Annotated in this window: 19 protein-coding genes and 1 tRNA gene; 7 read left to right on the plus strand and 13 right to left on the minus strand. The window is 63.1% G+C overall.

Features of this window, described 5'->3' with window-relative positions:
* Positions 1–191: 191 nt before the first annotated feature.
* Complete coding sequence (locus J4E08_RS16095) at positions 192–860, plus strand: SOS response-associated peptidase (protein WP_349539381.1); 669 nt, start codon at positions 192–194, stop codon at positions 858–860.
* A gap of 7 nt (positions 861–867) precedes the next feature.
* Here J4E08_RS16095 and J4E08_RS16100 read toward each other — a convergent pair whose 3' ends face one another.
* From J4E08_RS16100 to J4E08_RS16115, 4 genes are all read right to left on the minus strand, one after another.
* The gene (locus J4E08_RS16100; protein WP_349539382.1) at positions 868–2,592 is read right to left on the minus strand and encodes a hypothetical protein; all 1,725 of its coding nucleotides are present in this window, start codon (positions 2,590–2,592) and stop codon (positions 868–870) included.
* A 159-nt stretch (positions 2,593–2,751) separates the two neighbouring features.
* On the minus strand, positions 2,752–3,993 hold the full coding sequence (locus J4E08_RS16105; protein ID WP_349539383.1) for an NAD(P)/FAD-dependent oxidoreductase: 1,242 nt from the start codon (positions 3,991–3,993) through the stop codon (positions 2,752–2,754).
* Between the two features lie 74 nt (positions 3,994–4,067).
* Positions 4,068–5,135 (minus strand): methylglyoxal synthase, encoded by a 1,068-nt coding sequence (locus tag J4E08_RS16110; protein WP_349539384.1) that lies wholly within the window; start codon positions 5,133–5,135, stop codon positions 4,068–4,070.
* The gene (locus tag J4E08_RS16115; RefSeq protein WP_349539385.1) at positions 5,125–5,889 is read right to left on the minus strand and encodes a bifunctional hydroxymethylpyrimidine kinase/phosphomethylpyrimidine kinase; all 765 of its coding nucleotides are present in this window, start codon (positions 5,887–5,889) and stop codon (positions 5,125–5,127) included. Before J4E08_RS16115 ends, J4E08_RS16110 begins: the two co-directional genes overlap by 11 nt.
* A gap of 76 nt (positions 5,890–5,965) precedes the next feature.
* On the opposite strand from J4E08_RS16115, the gene J4E08_RS16120 reads away from it, so the two are divergent.
* Both J4E08_RS16120 and J4E08_RS16125 read left to right on the plus strand, forming a co-directional pair.
* Positions 5,966–6,039: transfer RNA gene (locus J4E08_RS16120), tRNA-Gly, on the plus strand.
* Between the two features lie 112 nt (positions 6,040–6,151).
* Positions 6,152–7,948, plus strand: a complete 1,797-nt coding sequence (locus tag J4E08_RS16125; RefSeq protein ID WP_349539386.1) for an ABC transporter transmembrane domain-containing protein — start codon at positions 6,152–6,154, stop codon at positions 7,946–7,948.
* Positions 7,949–8,356: 408 nt separating this feature from the next.
* Here the strand turns inward: J4E08_RS16125 and J4E08_RS16130 are convergent, their stop codons facing one another.
* Positions 8,357–9,919, minus strand: coding sequence for a bifunctional metallophosphatase/5'-nucleotidase (locus J4E08_RS16130; protein WP_349539387.1), 1,563 nt, complete (start codon positions 9,917–9,919; stop codon positions 8,357–8,359).
* Positions 9,920–10,121: 202 nt separating this feature from the next.
* On the opposite strand from J4E08_RS16130, the gene J4E08_RS16135 reads away from it, so the two are divergent.
* From J4E08_RS16135 to arsC, 4 genes are read left to right on the plus strand one after another with little or no spacing between them, the layout of a single operon-like run.
* Entirely contained in the window at positions 10,122–10,460 is a 339-nt protein-coding gene (locus tag J4E08_RS16135) for a DUF952 domain-containing protein (protein ID WP_183967729.1), read from the plus strand.
* Complete coding sequence (locus tag J4E08_RS16140; protein ID WP_502949286.1) at positions 10,457–10,882, plus strand: DUF1330 domain-containing protein; 426 nt, start codon at positions 10,457–10,459, stop codon at positions 10,880–10,882. Before J4E08_RS16135 ends, J4E08_RS16140 begins: the two co-directional genes overlap by 4 nt.
* Positions 10,879–11,937, plus strand: coding sequence for a quinone-dependent dihydroorotate dehydrogenase (locus tag J4E08_RS16145; protein WP_349539389.1), 1,059 nt, complete (start codon positions 10,879–10,881; stop codon positions 11,935–11,937). Before J4E08_RS16140 ends, J4E08_RS16145 begins: the two co-directional genes overlap by 4 nt.
* The gene (gene arsC, locus J4E08_RS16150; RefSeq protein ID WP_349539421.1) at positions 11,934–12,272 is read left to right on the plus strand and encodes an arsenate reductase (glutaredoxin); all 339 of its coding nucleotides are present in this window, start codon (positions 11,934–11,936) and stop codon (positions 12,270–12,272) included. The genes J4E08_RS16145 and arsC overlap by 4 nt, the downstream gene beginning before the upstream one ends.
* An 8-nt stretch (positions 12,273–12,280) precedes the next feature.
* On the opposite strand, the gene J4E08_RS16155 is transcribed toward arsC, so the two are convergent.
* The 8 genes from J4E08_RS16155 to J4E08_RS16190 form a co-directional block, all read right to left on the minus strand.
* On the minus strand, positions 12,281–12,940 hold the full coding sequence (locus J4E08_RS16155) for a phosphoribosylanthranilate isomerase (protein WP_183967726.1): 660 nt from the start codon (positions 12,938–12,940) through the stop codon (positions 12,281–12,283).
* 68 nt (positions 12,941–13,008) lie between these two features.
* Entirely contained in the window at positions 13,009–13,371 is a 363-nt protein-coding gene (locus J4E08_RS16160; RefSeq protein ID WP_183967725.1) for a LapA family protein, read from the minus strand.
* Between the two features lie 3 nt (positions 13,372–13,374).
* Entirely contained in the window at positions 13,375–13,656 is a 282-nt protein-coding gene (gene ihfB / locus J4E08_RS16165) for an integration host factor subunit beta (RefSeq protein ID WP_183967724.1), read from the minus strand.
* Between the two features lie 262 nt (positions 13,657–13,918).
* Positions 13,919–14,251: a hypothetical protein gene (locus J4E08_RS16170; RefSeq protein ID WP_349539390.1), complete on the minus strand. Its 333-nt coding sequence runs from the start codon at positions 14,249–14,251 to the stop codon at positions 13,919–13,921.
* Positions 14,252–14,373: 122 nt separating this feature from the next.
* The gene (locus J4E08_RS16175) at positions 14,374–15,048 is read right to left on the minus strand and encodes a Crp/Fnr family transcriptional regulator (protein ID WP_349539391.1); all 675 of its coding nucleotides are present in this window, start codon (positions 15,046–15,048) and stop codon (positions 14,374–14,376) included.
* Entirely contained in the window at positions 15,045–16,052 is a 1,008-nt protein-coding gene (locus J4E08_RS16180; RefSeq protein ID WP_349539392.1) for a hypothetical protein, read from the minus strand. The genes J4E08_RS16175 and J4E08_RS16180 overlap by 4 nt, the downstream gene beginning before the upstream one ends.
* Entirely contained in the window at positions 16,049–16,570 is a 522-nt protein-coding gene (locus tag J4E08_RS16185; RefSeq protein WP_183967716.1) for a (2Fe-2S)-binding protein, read from the minus strand. The genes J4E08_RS16180 and J4E08_RS16185 overlap by 4 nt, the downstream gene beginning before the upstream one ends.
* Positions 16,567–19,401: a xanthine dehydrogenase family protein molybdopterin-binding subunit gene (locus tag J4E08_RS16190; protein ID WP_349539393.1), complete on the minus strand. Its 2,835-nt coding sequence runs from the start codon at positions 19,399–19,401 to the stop codon at positions 16,567–16,569. Before J4E08_RS16190 ends, J4E08_RS16185 begins: the two co-directional genes overlap by 4 nt.
* Between the last annotated feature and the right edge of the window lie 705 nt (positions 19,402–20,106).

Here is a 20,106-nt window from a genome sequence, read left to right on the forward strand (position 1 = left end):
GTGATCGCGACATTTGAGACGGCGCTTTTGGCTCCTGTCGCATAGATATCGCCACGGGTCAGACGGTGGAGGCCGCAAGGTGTCTCCTTGCGGGCCCGAACGTTGAGGGCCCGGGCGATGAGGTCTGCGGAGCCTTTGACTGGCGTGCCGTCTGTCCCATGTTACGTCTCAGGAAAACCCGGAGGTTTGCCATGTGTGGCCGTTTCGCCGTAACCCTGCCCGCTGACGCAATGGCCCAGCTGTTCGACGCGCGCCCGGCCAATGATTTGCCACAGGTGCCAAATTTCAATGTCTGCCCGACCAACCAGATCCATGTGGTCCACAGCGACACCGGACGACGCTTGGTGTCGATGCGCTGGGGATTTCTGCCGCATTGGTACACCGCACCAAATGCTGGCCCCCTGCTGATCAACGCGCGGGCGGAGACCATCGCCGAAAAGCCCGCCTTCCAGGCCGCCTGCCGCGCACGGCGCTGCCTGATCCCCACCAGCGGCTTTTACGAATGGACCAAGGACCCCGACGGCAATCGGCTGCCATGGTACATCACGCGCCGCGACGGCGCGCCGCTTGTGATGGCCGGCGTCTGGCAAGATTGGGCCGTGGGCGATGAGGCCTTTCGCACCTTTGCCATCGTGACCTGCGCTGCCAACGGCCCGATGTCCGACATCCACCACCGGATGCCGGTTGTGCTGCCGCCCGGCGATTGGGGCAAGTGGCTGGGCGAGGCCGGTCACGGGGCCGCGACGCTGATGCAGCCAGCCCCCGACGACACGCTTCGGTTCCATCGTGTTTCGACGCAGGTGAATTCCAACCGCGCCTCCGGGCCGGAACTGATCGAAGAGGTGATTGAGGACTTCTGAGGCGCGCTCAGCCCAGCAGAAAGAGCAACGGCATCAGGCCAAGCAGCCACATGCTGCCCATGTCGCCACCGTCTTCGTCCTGCTCGGCGTCGTCGTCCGGAGCCCGCGCTTCGTGATCGGGCAAGTCGATGCCATCCTCGCTGTCGTCCATGACACCTGCCACTTGGGGGACCGGCCGCCCGCCGTCGATGGCCGTTTGCGCGAATGCCTCGGCAAAATCCGCCGTAGGCTGCACACTGTCGAGGCGCACCTGCATGATCTCGCCCGGCGCGAGGATGGTCTCGATCAGACCCTCCACATGCAGATCCTCCGCATCGGGGTGACCCACCTGCGGCGCGCTTTGCGTGTCGCCCGGCGCCGCGCCTCGGGCCACGCCGAGGGTCGTGATTTCCATACTGTCAAAGCCGTCAACGAGATTGGAGATGTCCACCTCCGTATTCACGACCCCCTCGCGCAGGTTGGAGGTGAAATACATCACCATGTCCTCGCCATCCGCAAAGACGTGCACATCCATCTCTCGCGTAGTCAATTCCGTGTCGCGGTCGTCGCCCTGCGGGGTGAAATCCAGCATCCGCATACCCGTAAGGTTCTCCGACAGCATTGAAAACATCTGACCCGGGGCGGTCGCGGCGTCGAAGTCCCGGCCCAGCGCAAGTGCGGAGTCCGTGTTCTGGATCAGTGGCCAGACCTGCGCGGCATCCACATCCATGCGCATGAATTCCTCGACCTGTTCCAGCATTTCCTGAGCCTGAAACAGCCCGTAGTCTTCGGTCCCCTCCAAGGCCCCCGTGTTGGCCTTCTGGTTCCATTCGGTAACGTGGATTTCCAGATCCGGGTCACGCGACAGCCAGTGTTCCTCGATCTGCTCAAGCTGGAACCAGCGGGAATGCTCCACCGTCGGCGCGCGGGAGTAGACATGGGCGATCACCCCGTCAGTCGCGGCCATGGCGGTGTCGTCGAAGTGGGAGAGCAGGATTTCATTGTTGATCTCCGTCCAGTCGAGCCCACCGTTCGGGAAAATCACATCGTCGTCGAGCGACAGATCGTAGGTGTCGTTGAGATCCGCAACCACCTCGTCAACGGGCACTCCAACATAGGCCGCCGAGAGGTCGGAGCTGCCAAAGTTCGTGCCCACCTGGACCAGCACATCGATCTCCGCCGCCTGCGGGAATTCCTCAGCGAGCGCGTTCAACTCGCGGTCTATGACCTCCGCCATGTCGGCGGAAAGGCGGCCATATTCGGCGGCCGTCATCTCTCCCGAGCCCCAGTATTCGTTACCGATCTCGAAGGCGGTCACCGTGCCCGCGCCATATTCACCAGAGACCACATCGTTGACAAAGCCGGTCAGGACGTCGCGATCAATGGCGGGCATCCGGTCGCCATTGTCATCAGAAGCACTGTTCGACAATTGGTCGCGCGTTGGGATCACGATACTGACACCGCGCCCGGTGTCTGCGGAATAATCCATGACATCGGAAAGTGGGATGAAATCCACTTCCTCCCCTGACTGCGGATCAATGGCGGTCGTCGCGTCGGGATTGCGCATGTCAAAGAGAAATTCGGTCAGCGAACCGCCGGGATAGCGCAGGCCAGTGACGCCCAGCGCCTCGATCGCCTGAGCGTAGCTCTCTGGTCCAGTCATATGCGCGCGCGGGGCGAGGATATTGCCGCCGAACAGGGCCGCATCCGCCGGCGATCCAAAGGCCGCGACATTGGTGGCTAATTTTGGCATCGATTCCACTTACCCATCTGAGACGCGGCTCAGATTGATGCGTAAATGGAAACGATCCCTCTACAGGCTTGGGAAAAGCCTTTAAATTACGAGGCATTCACCACGTTTCACGCACCTGTAGCGCGGTGTTTTCCACAATCGTGGCGAAGCGCCGGCCCGCTAGCGAAAGCGGGACGGGCTATACGGGGCGAGGTCGATGTTCGGCGTGGTGCCGGAAATCAGCTGTGCCAGAAGACGCCCGGTTTTGGGACCGCCCGTCAGGCCGACGTGGTCATGGCCGAACCCGGCAAAGACCCCCTGCGCACCCGGCACCGCCCCGATCATCGGCAGAGAGTCGGACATGCTTGGGCGATGGCCCATCCATTCGACACGGCGCTTCCACGTGATGCCGGGAATGGCCTTGCGAATGTTGTTTTCCAACAGGGCAAAGGGCGCTTTGGAAGCAGGTGCGTCCAGTCCGCCGAATTCCACAATCCCCGCCAGCCGCAACCGCCCGTCCATGGGCGTGGCAACGAATTTTCCGCTGGCGATCATGACCGGCGCGCGGGGCATGACCGAAGGCTCCCACAGCTCCAGATGGTAGCCGCGTTCGCTTTCCATCGGGACCTTCACCCCGAGCTGCCGCGCCAGTCCTGCCGACCATGCCCCGGCCGCCAGCACCACGGCATCGCAGGCGAGATGCTCGCCGGAGACACGGACACCCGTCACGCGCCCGTTCTCGCGGGCGATGTCTGTCACATCCCCCCGCAGGATGCGTCCCCCTTCGGTTTCCACATGGGCGGCGAGTGCCTTGACATAGGCGCCGGGGTCGCTGATGCGCCCGTGGTCCTTTTGCCGGACAGCGCATTGATACGCGGGGCCAAACGACGGATCGTAGGCATGAAAGGCCGGACCGTCCATCACCTCACAGTCGAATCCCGCATCGCGTCTGACCTGCCACGTGGCGCCGTCAGCGAGATAATCCTTATGCGTATCATAGACATAAAGGTAGTCGCTGGGCACGACAAAGTGCTCCGCCCCCGTACCTTTGGACAAGGCGATGTGGTCATTGAGACTGTCACCGATGATCGGAAGGATGGCGCGGGCGCGTTTGGCGACGCCCTCGGCGGTGGCCTCGCCCATGTAGCGCATCAACCACGGCAAAAGACGCGGCAGATACCCCCATTTGAGAAACAGCGGCTCCCGCGGGTCAAGCAGCATCCTCGGCGCGCGTTTCCACAAACCCGGCGTCGGCACAGGCACCAAGGCCGCGCTGGCAAGCACACCGCCGTTGCCGTGGCTGGTGCCCTCGCCCGGCCCCTTGCGGTCGATCAGCGTCACGGCATGTCCGGCGCGTTGCAGCCAAATTGCCGTGGACACGCCCACGATTCCCGCTCCGACAATCACAACCGTCTTTGACATAGGCCCCCCAGTTTTGCCGGAGGTTGAGCGCGCCGCGCGCGCCATGTCAACGGTGCGCGTGCCGCACCACAAGATTACCCGCTGATCAGACCGTCCATCAGCGCATCTGCTGCCGATGGAGACAGCGCCAGCGGCGTATCGTGGTAAATCGCCAAGCGGGTCAGCGCTTGCAGATCCGCATCGACCGCGTGGCGGTCGGAGGGGTCGGCAAAGAAGATCACCGCGTCCAGTTCTCCGGTCGCGATCAGCGCGCCGAGCTGCTGGTCGCCGCCCATGCTGCCGCGTTGAAGCCGGTGGACGGTCAGGTCCGGCACAGCATCCGTGATCAGACGGCCCGTGCCGCCGGTACAGATCACGCGCTGACCGGACAACAGTTTGGCATGGCGCAGAACCCAGGCGCGCAGATGCGATTTGCGCGCATCATGGGCCACCAAAGCGATGCGGCGCGGCGCGGCAGACAACCGCCGTGCGCGGCCTGTCATGTCAAGAATGGACCGGATCTGGCTGGTAAAGCCCTCCCCCTCGGCAGGAAAAACCCCGTCCAACGCCGCTGTGCCGACGGTAAAGCCAGCCGCCCCCGCTTCGGCCACGGCGCGCACGCGGTCTTCCGAATCGATGGAACCGGCCATGATGACGGGCTTGTCCACCGCACTGCAAACCGCGCGCATCAGGTCTGGCACCTCTCCGGCAAAGCGGTAAGCCAGCAGGTCCAGACCGTGCACATGCTCCAGATCAGTCAGGCGACGCGCGCTGTCGACGATCGCCTCCACCGGCCCTTCGAGCACTGACGGATGGCCGACGATCCGCCCTGGAAACGGGTAGTAGCGCAGGGGATGACTGCGGGTGATTTCCGTCACTTCGGCGGCGCGTGTGCCCCCAAGCAGGCAGTCCACGTCAAGGCCCACCGCCGCGCGGGCCGAGGCGATTTCCGAATCGGCATCAAGGCTTACAACTTCCAGGTAAGACCGCCCTCCCGCGGCGCGAATGGCGTCGGACAGGCCGCGCAGTTCGTCGAAGGGCAGGCCCACGTCCTTGAACCCGATATGGCGCACACCGCCTGCGAGCGCCTCTTCGAGCCGCACCCGCGCGTCAGGAATGGTGCGGTCGTTGGAGGTCAGCATCAGGATGAAATCAAAGGCCATGTGGCTCTCCTTTCAGGGCGGTTGCCCGCGTCCATATGTCGTGCGCTTCGGCGATGGCCAGATGCGGCGCACCAAGACTGGCGGCGATCAGCGATTGCAAGTACCCGAGCGCCTGCCCAAGCGGCACATCCGCCGCGATCAGGGCTGCCAGCATGTCGCCGGTGCCCTGCGGCACGTTTGCCTGTTTTGCCACCGGGTAGAACGTGGCCCCGTCGGCGGACCTGTCCAGCGCGCCGAAACGCGCGCCAGCCCGCGCTGAAGTCTCTACCACGCGCGCGGTCTGGTTAAGCACATGCCCAAGCCACTCCGCTTCGAACCGGTTCGGCGTCACGATGTCGGCGCGCGAAATCAAGGATTCGCGCATCGTCATGGCCGTGTCCTGCGACACGTACAGCCCGCCGGGATCGTCGCCCAGGACAGGATCAACGATGACGCGCAGACCGGGGCGCAAGGCCCGCATCCGGTCGATCAGCTCGCAGGCAAAATCCACATGCTCAGGGCTTGGCAGATAGCCCGTCTGCACCGCGTCATGCGCGCCAAGCCAGCCATTGTCCGCCAAGGCGTCAACCATTGCGCGCAGACGCTCCACCGGCACCCGGTCACCCGCCACATGGGCAAATCCGGGATGGTTCGACAGCATGATCGTGGGCAGGCCCGTCACGCTGTGGCCAAGCCGTTGCAGCACGGGCTGCCCTGCGGACAGGCCCACATGACCGCAGGCCACCTCGCTCGACAAAATGAGAATCCGCGCCACGACGCCCCCTTGCGAAAACTGCCGCAGAACGGCTTGACCGGGGGCGTTTGCTGGCATAGATACGGCACTGCCCCGAGCGGGTATAGCTTAATGGTAAAGCACCTGCCTTCCAAGCAGGCTATCTCGGTTCGATCCCGTGTACCCGCTCCAATACCCTCCCCTTTCTGACAGACCTGCTAAGGACGCCTCGCGACCTATGAATACTTGACCCCACGGTCGCGGCGTTCCACAACCGCCTGTGCGTCAGACCACAGGAGAAGACATGGCCCGCAAACCGGCAAAAGCCGCTGGCGAAGAGCGTGAAAAGTCGAAAAACGTCGGCGCATTGCGCGCCCTGTGGCCTTTTGTGCGGCCCTACAAGGGGCTGATGTTCGCCGCAATCACCGCGCTGGTGCTGACAGCCTGCACCTCGCTTGTGCTGCCGCTGGCGGTGCGCCGCGTGGTGGACAATTTCAACGGCAGCGATGGCGCGATGCTGGACCGCTACTTTGGCGCGGCGCTGGCGATTGCGGGCGTTCTGGCGGTTGGCACGGCGCTGCGCTATGCGCTGGTGACCCGGCTGGGCGAGCGGGTCGTGGCCGACATTCGCAAGGCCGTTTTCGACCGCGTGATCGGCTTGTCTCCGGCCTTCTACGAGAAGATCATGACCGGCGAGGTGCTGTCGCGGATCACCACGGACACCACCCTGATCCTGTCGGTCATCGGCTCCTCCATCTCCATCGCATTGCGCAATATCCTGTTGTTTACCGGCGGCTTGGTCTTGATGCTCTTCACCTCGGCGAAGCTGACCGGGATGGTGCTGCTCATCGTGCCGCTGGTGATCGTGCCGATCCTTGTGCTGGGGCGGCGGATGCGCGTGCTGAGCCGTGAAAACCAGGATTGGATTGCCGCATCTTCGGGCAATGCGTCCGAGGCGCTGAGCAGCGTGCAGACAGTGCAGGCCTATTCTCACGAAACGCTGTCGCGCTCGGCCTTTGCCGAGGTGACGGAGAAAAGTTTCGTCGCTGCGCGCAAACGCATCTGGACCCGTGCGGCGCTGACCATGATCGTGATTTTCCTCGTCTTTACCGGCATTGTCGGCGTGCTTTGGATTGGCGCATGGGACGTGCGCGCGGGCGACATGACCGCCGGGGCACTGATCCAGTTCGTGATCTATTCCGTGATGGTCGCCGGAGCCGTCGGCGCACTGTCCGAGACATTCTCGGAACTGCAACGGGCCGCCGGCGCGACGGAGCGTCTGGTAGAGCTGTTGCAGGCCGAAGATATCGTTCAGGACCCGGCACAGCCCAAGGTTCTGACCGCCCCGGTGCGCGGTGACATATCGTTCGACAACGTACACTTTTCCTACCCGTCTCGCCCCGGCGTGTCGGCCTTGGACGGCGTGACGCTGGACATTCGCGCCGGAGAGACCGTGGCGCTGGTCGGTCCCTCGGGGGCAGGCAAGACCACCATCATTCAACTGCTGCAACGGTTCTACGATCCGCGGTCGGGACGCATCACGCTGGACGGCGTGGCGCTGACGGATATGGCGCGGGAGGGGTTTCGCCAGCACTTGGCATTGGTGTCGCAAGACCCAGTGATCTTTGCCGCCTCGGCCCGCGACAATATCCGTTTTGGCCGCCCCGATGCCACGGATCAAGAGGTCGAAGCGGCGGCACATGCGGCGGCTGCGCATGACTTTTTGACCTCTCTGCCAGAGGGTTACGACACTTGGCTGGGCGAGCGCGGCGTCATGCTGTCCGGCGGGCAAAAGCAACGTGTGGCGATTGCGCGCGCCATTCTGCGGGATGCGCCGGTTCTGCTGCTGGACGAGGCAACGAGCGCATTGGATGCCGAAAGCGAACGGCTTGTGCAGCACGCGGTGGACCGTCTGGCGGAGGGGCGCACAACCATTATCGTGGCGCACCGATTGGCAACGGTGAAGAAGGCCGACCGGATCGTTGTCATGGACGGCGGGCGCATCGTGGCGCAGGGCACCCATGACGCGCTGGTGGCTGAGGGCGGCCTCTATGCGCGTCTGGCGCGGTTGCAGTTCACCGATGGGGCCAACGCCGCCTGACCGCCCGGACAGATTAATCCTTACAAGACTTAAATCAGCGCGCGGTGGGATGACCCCATCGCGCGCTGTTGTATCGAGCCCAGATTGAGCAGTGTGAGGCCGGTTCTTCCACAACTAAGCTGCGCTGTCTTCGCGCAATTTAACCGTAGTTCATGCACGAACCGGCTGGCTTGCAGCGCGCTACCGATCGGTGGCTTACCTTAGACAATGACGTACGTCACAAATTGTTAACCTGCGCGATGTTCTGAACGTCGGAGGGGGCTTTGCCCTCGTCCCTGCGGCATTATTTTTGAAGCAAAGAAGCCGCAAAATGCCAGGATCATTCGTGTCTTCCGCTTGGCAGGACGGTAAAGGCCCTCCCCCGGATGGGGAAGGGCCCATAATCATGATCGCCTTATGCGACGCGGTTTATTCGGTGCCCATGACCTTGATGCGGCCATCGGTGTAGGGCGTGTAGGGACCCACCTCTGCCAGGAATTCCGCCGTTACATCGGCGAGGTCGGGGCCGAAGTCATAGGCGTTTTCGGCATCACGGAACATCGCGTAGCCGTCACCGCCGTTGCGCACATAGTTGTTGGACACAACGCCGTAGACCTTGCCTTCGTCCAGCGGGGCGTCACCGACCATGACCTCGGACACGCGGCTGCCGACCTCTGCCGAGGGATCGACGGTGAAGGACATGCCGGAGACCTGCGGGAAGCGGCCGCCGCCGTCTTCCATCTGGCTGACACCGTTTTCAAGCGCTTCCTTGAGGGTGGCGCCGGTCACCTGGAACGTGGACAGCGTGTTCTGGAACGGCAGCACGGTAAGCACTTCGCCCATGGTGACCTCGCCCCCGTCGATGGAGGCGCGCAGACCACCGCCATTGTTGATCGCAAGGTCGATGCCCTGATCCTTGACCCGTGCAAGCATGGCGTCGGTCACAAGGTTGCCCATCTGGCATTCGCCGGCGCGGCAGACATCGCGAGAGCCGTCGATCGGCTCGGATGTTTCTGCGATGACCTTGTTGCGGATCTCATCGAGAGGCACGGCGGCCTCGGCGATGCGGGACTTTGTGGCCTCGTCCTCGGTTACGGCCGCGTCCATGATGATCGGCGCGCCGGAGGCCTCTGTGACGTTGCCCTCGTCGTCGAAGGTCACGTTCAGCTCACCCAAGAACTTGCCGTAGGCATAGGCCGACACGATGGCCGTGTCGCCAACCATGGTCGGGTAGGCGCCTTCTGCCCCCTCCATATCGCCCAGAAGCGTGTTCGTGTGGCCGCCCACGATGACGTCGACGCCGGTGGTGTTTTCAGCGACCTTCTGGTCAACGCCATAACCTGAGTGGGACAGGACGATGATCTTGTTGACGCCTTGCTCGGTCAGCTTGTCGACTTCGGCCTGAACGGCCTCTGACGGATCGGTGAAGATGATGTTGGCCCCGGGGCTGGACAACTCATCGGTGTCCTGTGGCGTCAGGCCGATCAGGCCAAGCTTTTCACCGCCACGTTCGATCACGGTGGATTTCATCAGGGTGTCAGCCAAAAGCGGCTCGCCCGAGACATCCGCGTTGGACATCAGGATCGGGAAGTCGAGCGCATCGACGAAGCCGCGCAGCACTTCCGGGCCATCGTCGAATTCGTGGTTGCCCACGGTCATCGCGTCATAGCCCATCTGGTTCATCATTTCGGCGGCAAGCTTGCCCTTGTAATAGGTGTAAAACAACGTGCCCTGAAACTGGTCGCCGCCATCCACAAGGATGTGGTTGTCGCTGCGCGCCTTGGCGTCGGTGATCGCGGTTTGCAGGCGGGCCGAGCCACCAAAGCATTCGCCGGCGGTGTTGTCCTCTGCCGAGCAACCGGAATCGTATTTCGAGATTGGCTCGAACCGGGCGTGAAAATCGTTGGTGTGCAGGACCGTCAGGGAATAGTCGGCGCTGGCGGACCCTGCGATCAGGGCAAGCGCTGCGGCGCTGGTCATTGTGCGGAACATGAAAAACCTCTCCGTCGATGTTCTTATGCGGGTAGGAGACCCCCGTTTTCTCAAAGAGTCAAAGGCCGATCAGGGGTATCGCTACGGCAAGTGACAGCCGCATGACGGGCTGCCCGAAATCACCGCGACGCCCAGTGGCCTCATGGACCCCGCGACGGCTCCTGCCTTGACCCACGCTGCGCTTCGCGGCATCCCCTCCCCTATGCAGATTTACAAGATTCTCCGTACCGACGAATGGGTCGCCCTGCGCGAGGCGGGCGAAACCCAAGGCGCCCCCATCGACGTGGCTGATGGCTACATCCATTTTTCCACCACCGAACAAGCGCGCGAAACCGCCGCCAAGCATTTCGCCGGTGAGGACGGTCTGTTCCTCGCCGCGCTGGAGGTGAAGCGGATGGAAGACGCCCTGAAGTGGGAGGAATCGCGTGGCGGCGCGCTGTTTCCGCATTACTACGGCCCGCTGAAGTTGGAGCACATCGAATGGTGCCAGCCCTTGCCGCTGGTAGACGGCGCGCATCGATTCCCGGACGGCTTCGCGTGAACATCGACCCGACGCGCGCGCAGTTCGACCTGTTCAAAGGTCTGGATCGCGATGAGCCTTGCGAGATGCTGAACCTCGTGCGGATGCGTGAGGTGGCCAGCTACCCGGACGGCCACGCGCTGTTCGGGCAGACCATGAGGGGGGCGGAGGCCTATGCGCGCTACGGCGCAGAGAGCGGCCCGGTTCTGGCACGCGTCGGCGGGTCGATCCTGTGGCGAGGGACGTTTCGCGGCACGCTGATCGGGCCTTCGGACGAGGTCTGGGACCATATGTTCATCGCACGCTATCCGTCGGCGCATGCGTTCCTGGCGATGGTTAAGGACGCGGAGTATGCAAAGGCCGTGGTGCATCGGCAGGCGGCTGTGGCCGATTCCCGGCTGATCCGCACCGCCCCCTCAGAGGCAGGAGAGATCTTCGGATGAAGATGATCGAGAAACTGGGGCTGGCGGCCCTGCACCGGATGGACCCGGAAGCGGCGCATGGGATGGCGCTGAAGGCGCTGACCTCTGGCCTCGCGCCTTTGGCCGGGGAGGTCAAATCGGACAGGCTGCGCTGCACCGTGGCGGGGATGGCGCTGGCCAACCCGGTAGGTCTGGCGGCGGGCTTCGACAAGAACGCCGAAGCGCTCTCGCCCTTGGCGCGCGCCGGGTTTGGCTTTGTCGAGGTGGGCGCAATCACGCCGCGCCCGCAGCCCGGCAACCCCAAGCCGCGCCTGTTTCGCCTGACGGAAGACCGCGCCGCAATCAACCGTTTTGGCTTTAACAACGAAGGGATGGAAGCCGCTGCTGCCCGTCTCGCCACGCGGCCGGCTGGCATGGTGCTGGGGTTGAACCTTGGCGCGAACAAGGACAGCGAGGACCGCGCCGCAGATTTCGCCAAGGTGCTGACACGCTGCGGTGCGCATCTGGATTTCGCGACGGTGAACGTGTCGTCACCCAACACCGAAAAGCTGCGAGACCTGCAGGGCAAGGAGGCGCTGTCGGCGCTGCTCGCAGGCGTGATGGAGGCCCGGGATGGGCTGGCCAAACCGATCCCGGTGTTTCTGAAAATCGCGCCGGATCTGGATGCCGACGGCCTGCGGGACGTGGCCGAAGTGGCGCTGTCTTCTGGCGTGGCCGGGGTGATCGCGACGAATACGACGCTCGACCGCGCAGGGCTGCACTCCGCGCATAAGGGCGAAATGGGCGGCCTGTCGGGCGCGCCCTTGTTCGAGAAGTCGACGCGCACGCTGGCCCGATTGTCAGAGTTGACCGAGGGTAAGCTGCCGCTGATCGGCGTGGGCGGCGTCGGCTCTGCCGAACAGGCGTATGAGAAAATCCGCGCCGGAGCCTCTGCCGTGCAGCTTTACACGGCGCTGATCTACGGCGGGCTGTCACTGGGGGCGGAGATCGCGCGCGGTTTGGACAGCTTGCTGGCGCGGGACGGGTTCGCCAACGTGGCCGACGCAGTCGGCACCGGACGGGAGAAATGGCTATGATCTTGTGGCACAATCCCCGCTGTTCCAAATCGCGCGAAGCCCTGGCGCTGCTCGAAGCGCGCGGCGCGCAGGTCGTGGTGCGCCGCTATCTGGAGGACGCCCCCGGTGCGGATGAGCTGCGCGGCCTGCGCGCGCTGCTCGGTGTCCCGGTGATCGAGATGATGCGACCCAAGGAGGCCGCGTTCAAGGAGATGGGGCTGAGCAAAGATTCCGGTGACGAGACCCTTCTCGCCGCCATGGCGCAGGAGCCAAAGCTGATAGAGCGCCCGGTTTTGATCGCAGGCCGGAAGGCCGTGATCGGGCGTCCACCGGAACGCGTGTTGGAGTTGCTCTAAGCCGTCGGTCAGAAGCGTGGCACGGGGTCCGCTTGGGCCGCGGTGATGAAGGCCGCGATTTTAGCGGGATCCTTGACCCCCGGTGCGCTTTCGACGGCAGAGGCCAGATCCACCTGCACAGCGCCGGTCATGGCGATGGCCTCGGCCACGTTGTCGGCGGTCAGCCCACCGGCCAGCAGCCACGGCTTGGGCCAACGGCGGCCCGCAATCAACCGCCAGTCAAAGGGCAGCCCGTTGCCGCCGGGCAACTTGGCGCCTTTGGGCGCTTTGGCGTCGATCAGAAGCTGATCGGCCACCGCCATAAAGGCGTCGATCTTGGGCAGGTCATCCTCGGACGACAGGCCAACGGCCTTTATGACGGGCAGACCGTAACGGGCGCGCACTTCGGCGACGCGCTCCGGCGTTTCCTGACCGTGCAACTGGATGAAATCAAGCGGCACAATGGCGGTGATCTCATCAAGCAGAGCGTCGTCGGGGTTTACCACGAGCGCGACCTTGGCCAGTCCCGGCGGGCAATCCAGCGCCAGTTCGCGCGCCTGTACAGGCGTCACATACCGCGGGCTTTTGGGAAAGAAATTGAACCCGGCATAGGCCGCACCGGCCTGCACCAAGGCGTCGACGTCCTGCGGCCGGGTCAGACCGCAGATTTTCACACGAATGTCAGCCAAGGGTGGCTCCTTCAAAAGGGAAAAGGGCGTCTCAAAGAGCCGCCCTTGCCGTGTCGGTCTGCTGCCTGTCAGGCGCGGGATTGGTCAAGGATCGCGAGAACCTCGTCCTTGTCCTTGTCACGCTCGCCCTGGGTTTTCTTCAACTCACGCTCCAGCTTGCGAACTTCGCCCTTCTTGCTGCGGGCCTCGACGCGATACTTGTGCTCACGCAGGAATTCGAACAGCTCACCCAGCACAAAGCCCGCCAGCATCGCGCCCAGAACCACAATGAACAAAGGCAGTTGGACTGATACCGCCAGCCACCCCATACCGGGCACCGCTGCCAGACCGTCCGGCAAAGTGCTGAGTTCTACCGGGCTGAGATTGGCCAGAGAAATCACGATCAGCACGATGGCGACCACCGCGTAGACAGCAAAGCGAATGTAGCGCATGAGTTAATTCCCGTTCAGGCGGTCCCGCAAGAGCTTCCCGGTCTTGAAGAACGGCACATGTTTCTCTTCGACCTCAACCGATTCACCCGTGCGAGGGTTCCGGCCGGTGCGTGCATCCCGTTTCTTGACCGAAAACGCTCCGAAGCCCCGCAGCTCGACCCGGTCGCCCCGGGCCATGGCAGTGGTGATTTCTTCGAAGATCGTATTCACGATCCGCTCTACGTCACGCTGATACAGATGCGGGTTCTCGTCCGCAATCTTCTGGATCAGTTCCGATCTGATCATTCTTCATATCCCCCTGTCGCGTCTTCGCAATATGAGCCGCGTTAATTCCAAAACTATACGCATCCTGCCCCGATACGGGAACAGGATAAAACATGGGAAATGACTGATTTTGAAAGATATTGCATAGGTTTGCCACTAAAGTGTGTAGAACGCGCAACGTTTGGCACCTGATGACGCGCCTGCGCGGCGGCTGCTCCGGCAGATAGGCGCGACGATTCGCGTATCCCACGGGTTTTGGCGCAGCCGCATGAGGCGCGCCGGGCTATTGGCACACGGCAGCGAATTCCTTGCGACCCTTGGTGTCGGGGGCGTCGGGTTTGAAATAGACCAGGCGCATCCCGGCTTCGGCGCAGGTGACGGCGGCGCGTTGTTTGACTTCGCCATCTGTCCACGCGGCACCGTATCGTCCGCGCAGCTGGTTCTGGTCCTTCACGGTGACAGGCTTCATGACGAATTCCGTCCCGCCAGCGAGCGGCGGTTGAACCCCCTGCCCCGGCGCATCCATGACGTCGTCGGGCAGTACGATCTGGTCCTGCGCCCAAACGGCCCCCGCCACGCCGAGCGTGACCGCCAAAACCGCCATCAACAATCGCATCGAAAACCTCCCACCGCGTCTCGATTCGCCCAAAGATAGGAAATCGCAGCGGCAGTGGCGAGAGGATTTTCGCCCGCAGAAGACACCCACGCCCCCCTTGGCGCGGCCCTCAGATCCCGGGGTTACTTGTCTTGCAGGTTCGACAGGCCTTCGACCACAGCGTCTGGCTGCAGGATGCGCACCTCGCCCTTGGACACATCAATGATACCTTCCGTCCGCAGTCGACCCAGCGCCTTGTTCACGCTCTGACGCGAACAGCCGAGAATCTCGGCCAGATGAGCTTGGTTGGCGCGCACGCGGTCTCTGCCGTCGCACAGGGTCCGCAACCGCAAAAACAGCCGTTGATCCAACGTGCCATGCAGGTCCAACGCCTTGACCGCGTTGTCTTGTTGCATGCGACTGCGAAACACCGCAGCGACGTTGCGAATGAAGATCGGCATGCGCAGATATTCGAACAACACATCGGTCGGCAAAAACAACATTGTGGTCATGGGCTGCGAACGGCACGTGGCGATACAGGTCCCGCCAGAGATGCATTCGATCTCGCCCACGGTCTCACAGGGGCCGAGGTGGGCTAACAGGGTCTGCTCGCCCCCCGGACTGGTCAGCAAGACATCCATACGCCCGTGCGCCACGATAAACAGACCCGGAGACTGCTCTCCCTGATGCAGGAAGATCTCCGGGGTTTGATACATCCGGGCGGTGCACCGGTTCAAGAAGTCTGCTTTGTCGTCAGGCGACAGGTCAGTAAGGAGCTTGGCTTTCAGCAAATGCGGAAAGGCCACTGAATTCTTCATGGACTGGATCGGTCCTCCACGTATGAACGAATCTCGCGCACGTTGCACCATGCCTGCGACGGGTCCGCACAGCAAGAATGAACCTGCGCCACTGAGTCACCATACCGCACCGCCCATTCCTGCTCTGTCATACCGATATTCGGCGGCATGGCATGGCTGAGCGGGTAGCTGCGCGCCAGTTCATCCGCGCCGGGAAAGGGCGCGCCCGTCATCCATGACGCAAGTTGTCCGCAAGTGCCGGGCTTTTCGTGGTTCTGGTCGTCCGGGGGCACACCACCCACAGCCCACTGTCCGGTGCCGATGCGGTGGCAGCTCAGGCAGGTGTTGTCGCGCGGCGCCATCTCCCACCGGGGCCAGGCATCAAAGCCGAGGTCCTGACCCACATGGGTATAGGGCCCAAACGGGTTGGTCGGCACGTGGTCCCAGACCTGGCTTACAAAGGGAGAGTACATGAACGGGTCATTGTCGTGACAGCTGCCACAATCGTCTGCGACGACTGCCTCCGGCGACACCCAAAAGCTTGTGTCCGTGGCCGAGGTCGGCGCAGGCACCGCCACGCCACTGACCGTGCCCCCATCGTCGGCCTTTGCCTGAAACCAGCAGGTGGCGCCGGTGTCCGGATTGTGGGCAATCACGTCGATCTCGTCGTACTCCGTGGCGTCATGGCTGCGAAACTTCTTTTGCCGACACATGACAGAGACCTGAGCCGCCTCCGTCGACAGGTTCAGGATGCGCGAGAACGGGACACATTGCCCATCCGATCCATGGCCGTTGTCCAAGAGGCCGGGACGATCGCAGGTCGCCGGGGCACGGTCGGTGACCTCCACCCCGTCAATCGTGATGGGAACTGTCACGCCATCAGCGCACTCAAAGCTGGGGATCGCTTCGATCTCGGCGGCGCAGGCCTGGCCATAGATGGCGGAGGAAGACTGCGCCGGCACACGATCCGGCAAAGCGGTCAGGACCGCGCAGACAGCCAACAAGGCGATGATAGGACGCGTCATAGCTCGATGGCCTCCCCGGCGTTGATGGACGTGGCGAGACTGCGCAGCGCATCGAAGTAGCGCACGTAGCCAGTGCAGCGGCAAATATGCGTGCCCATCGCGTCCATCATCGCGCTTTCCAACTGGTCCTCCGGCACGGGTTGCGCTCTCAGCCCCATGAGGAACATGCGCGCTGCCATGACAAACCCCGGCGCGCAGTAGCCACATTGAAAGGCAAACGCATCGAGGAACGCCTGCTGCACCGGATCGGGCTGGCCGTCGCGCGCCACGGATTCGATGGTCGACACCTCGGTTCCGTTCAACGTCGCCAACGCGGTAGAGCAACTGATGGTTGGCGTCGGCACAGGATTGAGCGGCTCGGACACTTGCACGGTGCAGGCGCGGCATACCCCGATGCCGCAGCAGAACTTTGTCCCGGTCAGGTTCAGATCGTCATGCAGAAAATCCAGCAGGGTGTCAGTGCCGCGGCTGTCGGGGATCTCATGCGCGGTGCCATTGACGGTCAAACGAATGGTCATGTCTTGAGCCCTTCCCGAACTTTCTCCGGCGTGATCGGCAGTGAGCCAAAGCGCACCCCGGTTGCATCGCGCAAGGCGTTGGAAATGGCCGGCGGGACGGAGCACATGACCGCCTCCGCGATGCCCCGCCCGACGCGCCCGGTGCCCGGCGGCGGGTCGAGCGTGATCAATTCCTGCGCTCGCGCGCCGGGGGCGTAGACACCACCCAGCGGCACATCCGTCGCGCGCGCCACATGATACCGGTTGAGGTTCCAGGTCCCATCGGCCGGGCCGGCCATACCGGGTGGCATATCCTCCAGCAGGGCATAGCTGATGGCCATGGCGACGCCGCCCTGGCTTTGCCCCGACACCATCTGTGGCACATGGATATGCCCGGCGTTCAACACGCTCAGCACGTTTTCCACCCGCACATCGCCGGTGGTCGTGTCGACGCTGGCCCCCACCACGTTGATGCAGGGCGCCCAGACATAGCGCGAATAGCGTGCAGTGCCTGGCGCGGGGTAGCTGCCGTTTTGCCGCGCGATGGGCGTCGGCGTGTCACCGTCCTCTGTGTAATACGCCAACCCGTCCAGTTGCAGCCGCAGCGCACCGCCGCGCGTGTCAAAATCAGCTTCGACCCATGTGTTCTGGAAATAAGCGTGGCCCAGCGCGCCGGTGGGAAGGCCCAAGTCGTAGACCATCTCCGCCAGCAGCCTCAGAGGCAGGGGCTCCCCCTCGCCCGCCGGGACAAGCATCCCATCCTCCCAGACCACATCCTCGGGTTCGAGACCGTCCAGCCCCCAGACCTCGGCTGCGGCCACCAGCAGTGACCCACGCAGCAGCGCCGTCGCCGTTTGCTGGACCGTGTGGACCTGGTGCAGGCCGGTCAGACAGGCCGAGGATGACCCGGTGCCCTTCTTCGTCCACATCGGATCGACCGTCCAGAGATCAACGTCACTGCGCACGTCGCTCATCTGTGTCTGGGGAAACAGCGTGTAGCCGCCCATATCCACCGTCGTCGCATTGGCCCCAAGGATCGGCCCGATGGTCACACCCAGCGTCGTGGCCGACCCGTTGCCCATATCCACCGCATCGGACTGCACCGTCAGCGTGCCGTCCCGGGCCAGCTTCACCGCCGCAACCATCCCGTCGCCAGAGGTGCCGTAGGCCTGCAAGGACATGGCGATCCCGGTGCCGTAGCGGCGGTTTTCGTGCCCCGCCGCATTCTCGTAGGCCGCCTTGATCCCGGCCCGATCCGCCCAAAGCGGATGCCCTTCGGCAATGTCCATCATGTCGGACAGGCGCAAGGATTGCTCGATCGGGCCGCCGACCACCGTCTGCCCGCCCTCTTCGATCAGGTTCGCGCGGCGAAAGGCCACCGGGTCCCAGCCCTGCGCGATGGCGAGGTCGTCCATGGCGGTCTCGATGGCGAAATACGCCTGCGGGCCGCCGAACCCACGCTGCGATCCGCCAGAGATATTCTCCGTATGCTCGGCCTCCGCACGGATGTTCGCCATGGGAAAGCTGTAGCTGCCACCTGCACAAAGCGCCCCCAGCGAGGCCACGTAAGGCGACAGGTTGCGTCGCCCGCCACCATCAAAGACCATCGACAGATCAATCGCCTCCAGCATCATGTCCGGGTTGGCGTAAAGCGTCCCCTCGGCCTTGGTGGCGTGTCGTTTCAACCCGACGCGGAACTGCTCGAACCGATCATAGGCCAGCCGGACGGGATTGCCGTCGGCAAAGGCCCCCGCCAGCGCCAGCATCAGCGAGAACGGCGAGCTGTCACGCCCGCCAAAGCCGCCGCCGGGGTAGCAACTGGTCAGCGTCACCCCCTGTAGATCCCGTATCGGGGAGCCGTCGCTTTTGAACATACTGGCAATGTTCTGCACGTCGCCGTCGGGCGACTGCGTGCCCAGAACAACGTTCATCTCCTTGGCTTGCATATCGACCCAGACGAGGCCGGCCTCCGGCTCCATGAACATCGGGTCCATGGCGCGCATGTCGATGGAGATCGGCTGTTGCAGGAGACCGGGTTCCGCCAGCGCCGCGGCAATCTCGGCCTCGGCGTCTGCCAGCCCCGCGTCATAGACCTCCGATGTCTTTGCGGCGGCATAGCTGAAGTCGCCGCTTTTCACATAATGGGTCGGGTAATTGAACGGCGTGTTCGGCGCAGGTGTGCCCTCGGGCCCCTTGCCCGCGCCATAGCGCTGCACCCGGCCATCGTCGAACGCCAGAAAGCGATGCGCGGCGCGATACGCGGACAGGCTGTCAAACAACAGAAGCGCCACGGCTTGTCCGAGGTAATTCGCGGTATACCCAGGCATCACAAGCAGATCGAATTGCAGACCGTCCGGCTGGTTGAAGCTGGATTTGTCCGCCCCTGTCTCGGCCGCTTCGCGTTCAATCAGACGCGCATCCACATGCAGGTCGCGGCTGAACGCCAACGGCACATCGAACAGCCGCGGGTCAAGGTCATCGGCCAGAATCTGCTTGGTGGGCTGCGCCTCTGGCGGCATGGCTGTCAGGTCGATGCCGAGAAAAGCCTCCTGCGTGGTGCGGGCGCGCAGATACATGGCATGCCATTGTTTGTCCGGCCAGCCATCCATGTCGCGGGCATTGTGATCGCGGGCAAAGATCTTTTGCCCCGTGACCTTGGCCAGCCCTTCCACGCGCTGCGCTGCAACCCCCGGAACAGGCCCCAGCGGAGAGGACGCCGCCCCGGCAGCCATCGCACGCTGCCCACCGCCGCCCGGCAGACCAAGAATGGTGACTGCGACGGTGCCTGCGGCGGTCTTTAGAAAACTTCGGCGCGACAGGCGTTGGTGTTCAAAATCAGACCGGACAGGCATGTCCTCCCCTTTCTGCGACCCCGCAATCTACTGAAGGCTGCATATGAACTGTACTGAAATACTCAGTCGCAAGCTTGACGTGCAGAATGGGCATGGTCAAGCTTGACGCTTGAAATTACCGCCCAAGCGGTCGCATCGACTGAGGAATTGGGGGGGTTAGGTGGATCTGGATGTCAACGGGTGGCCAACATCCAGATCCGGTGGGCCACGACGGCCCGTCACACAACAGCACTAACCACAAAACCGCTTTTGGAGAAAAGCGATACGAAACGAAGCAATGCCTCGGGACAGGCATTGATACTTGATACACGAAACGCCCACAGGGCACCCCGCTTCACCACTAGGACAATAGTTTCCGAAGGCCCGACAAGGTGCGGACGTGTTTCGATCTGCAACGCGGCTACAGACTTCGGCACGCCCCGAAATACACTTTACAAGAACAACAAAAGTTTGCTCGGGCCTTCAGAGGAACGACTGTGTAACGACAGCTTTACACGCGGGAAATAGCTTTTGAACTGATTATTCAAATGGCAAGTCGCCACTTTGACACATGCGATTCTCCATATGTTAACGATTGTCAAGAGGTAAAATGCAACTCCTGCGTGCGGACGCTGCGTCCAGTTCGCCACGTCGACACAGCACGCCCTAACGCCTGGCGGTGAAAACCAAACCATCACCCTACGGACGGCGCGCCTCCGAGTCCGG

This window comes from Sagittula sp. NFXS13, from assembly GCF_040148795.1.
Lineage (GTDB): Bacteria > Pseudomonadota > Alphaproteobacteria > Rhodobacterales > Rhodobacteraceae > Sagittula > Sagittula marina.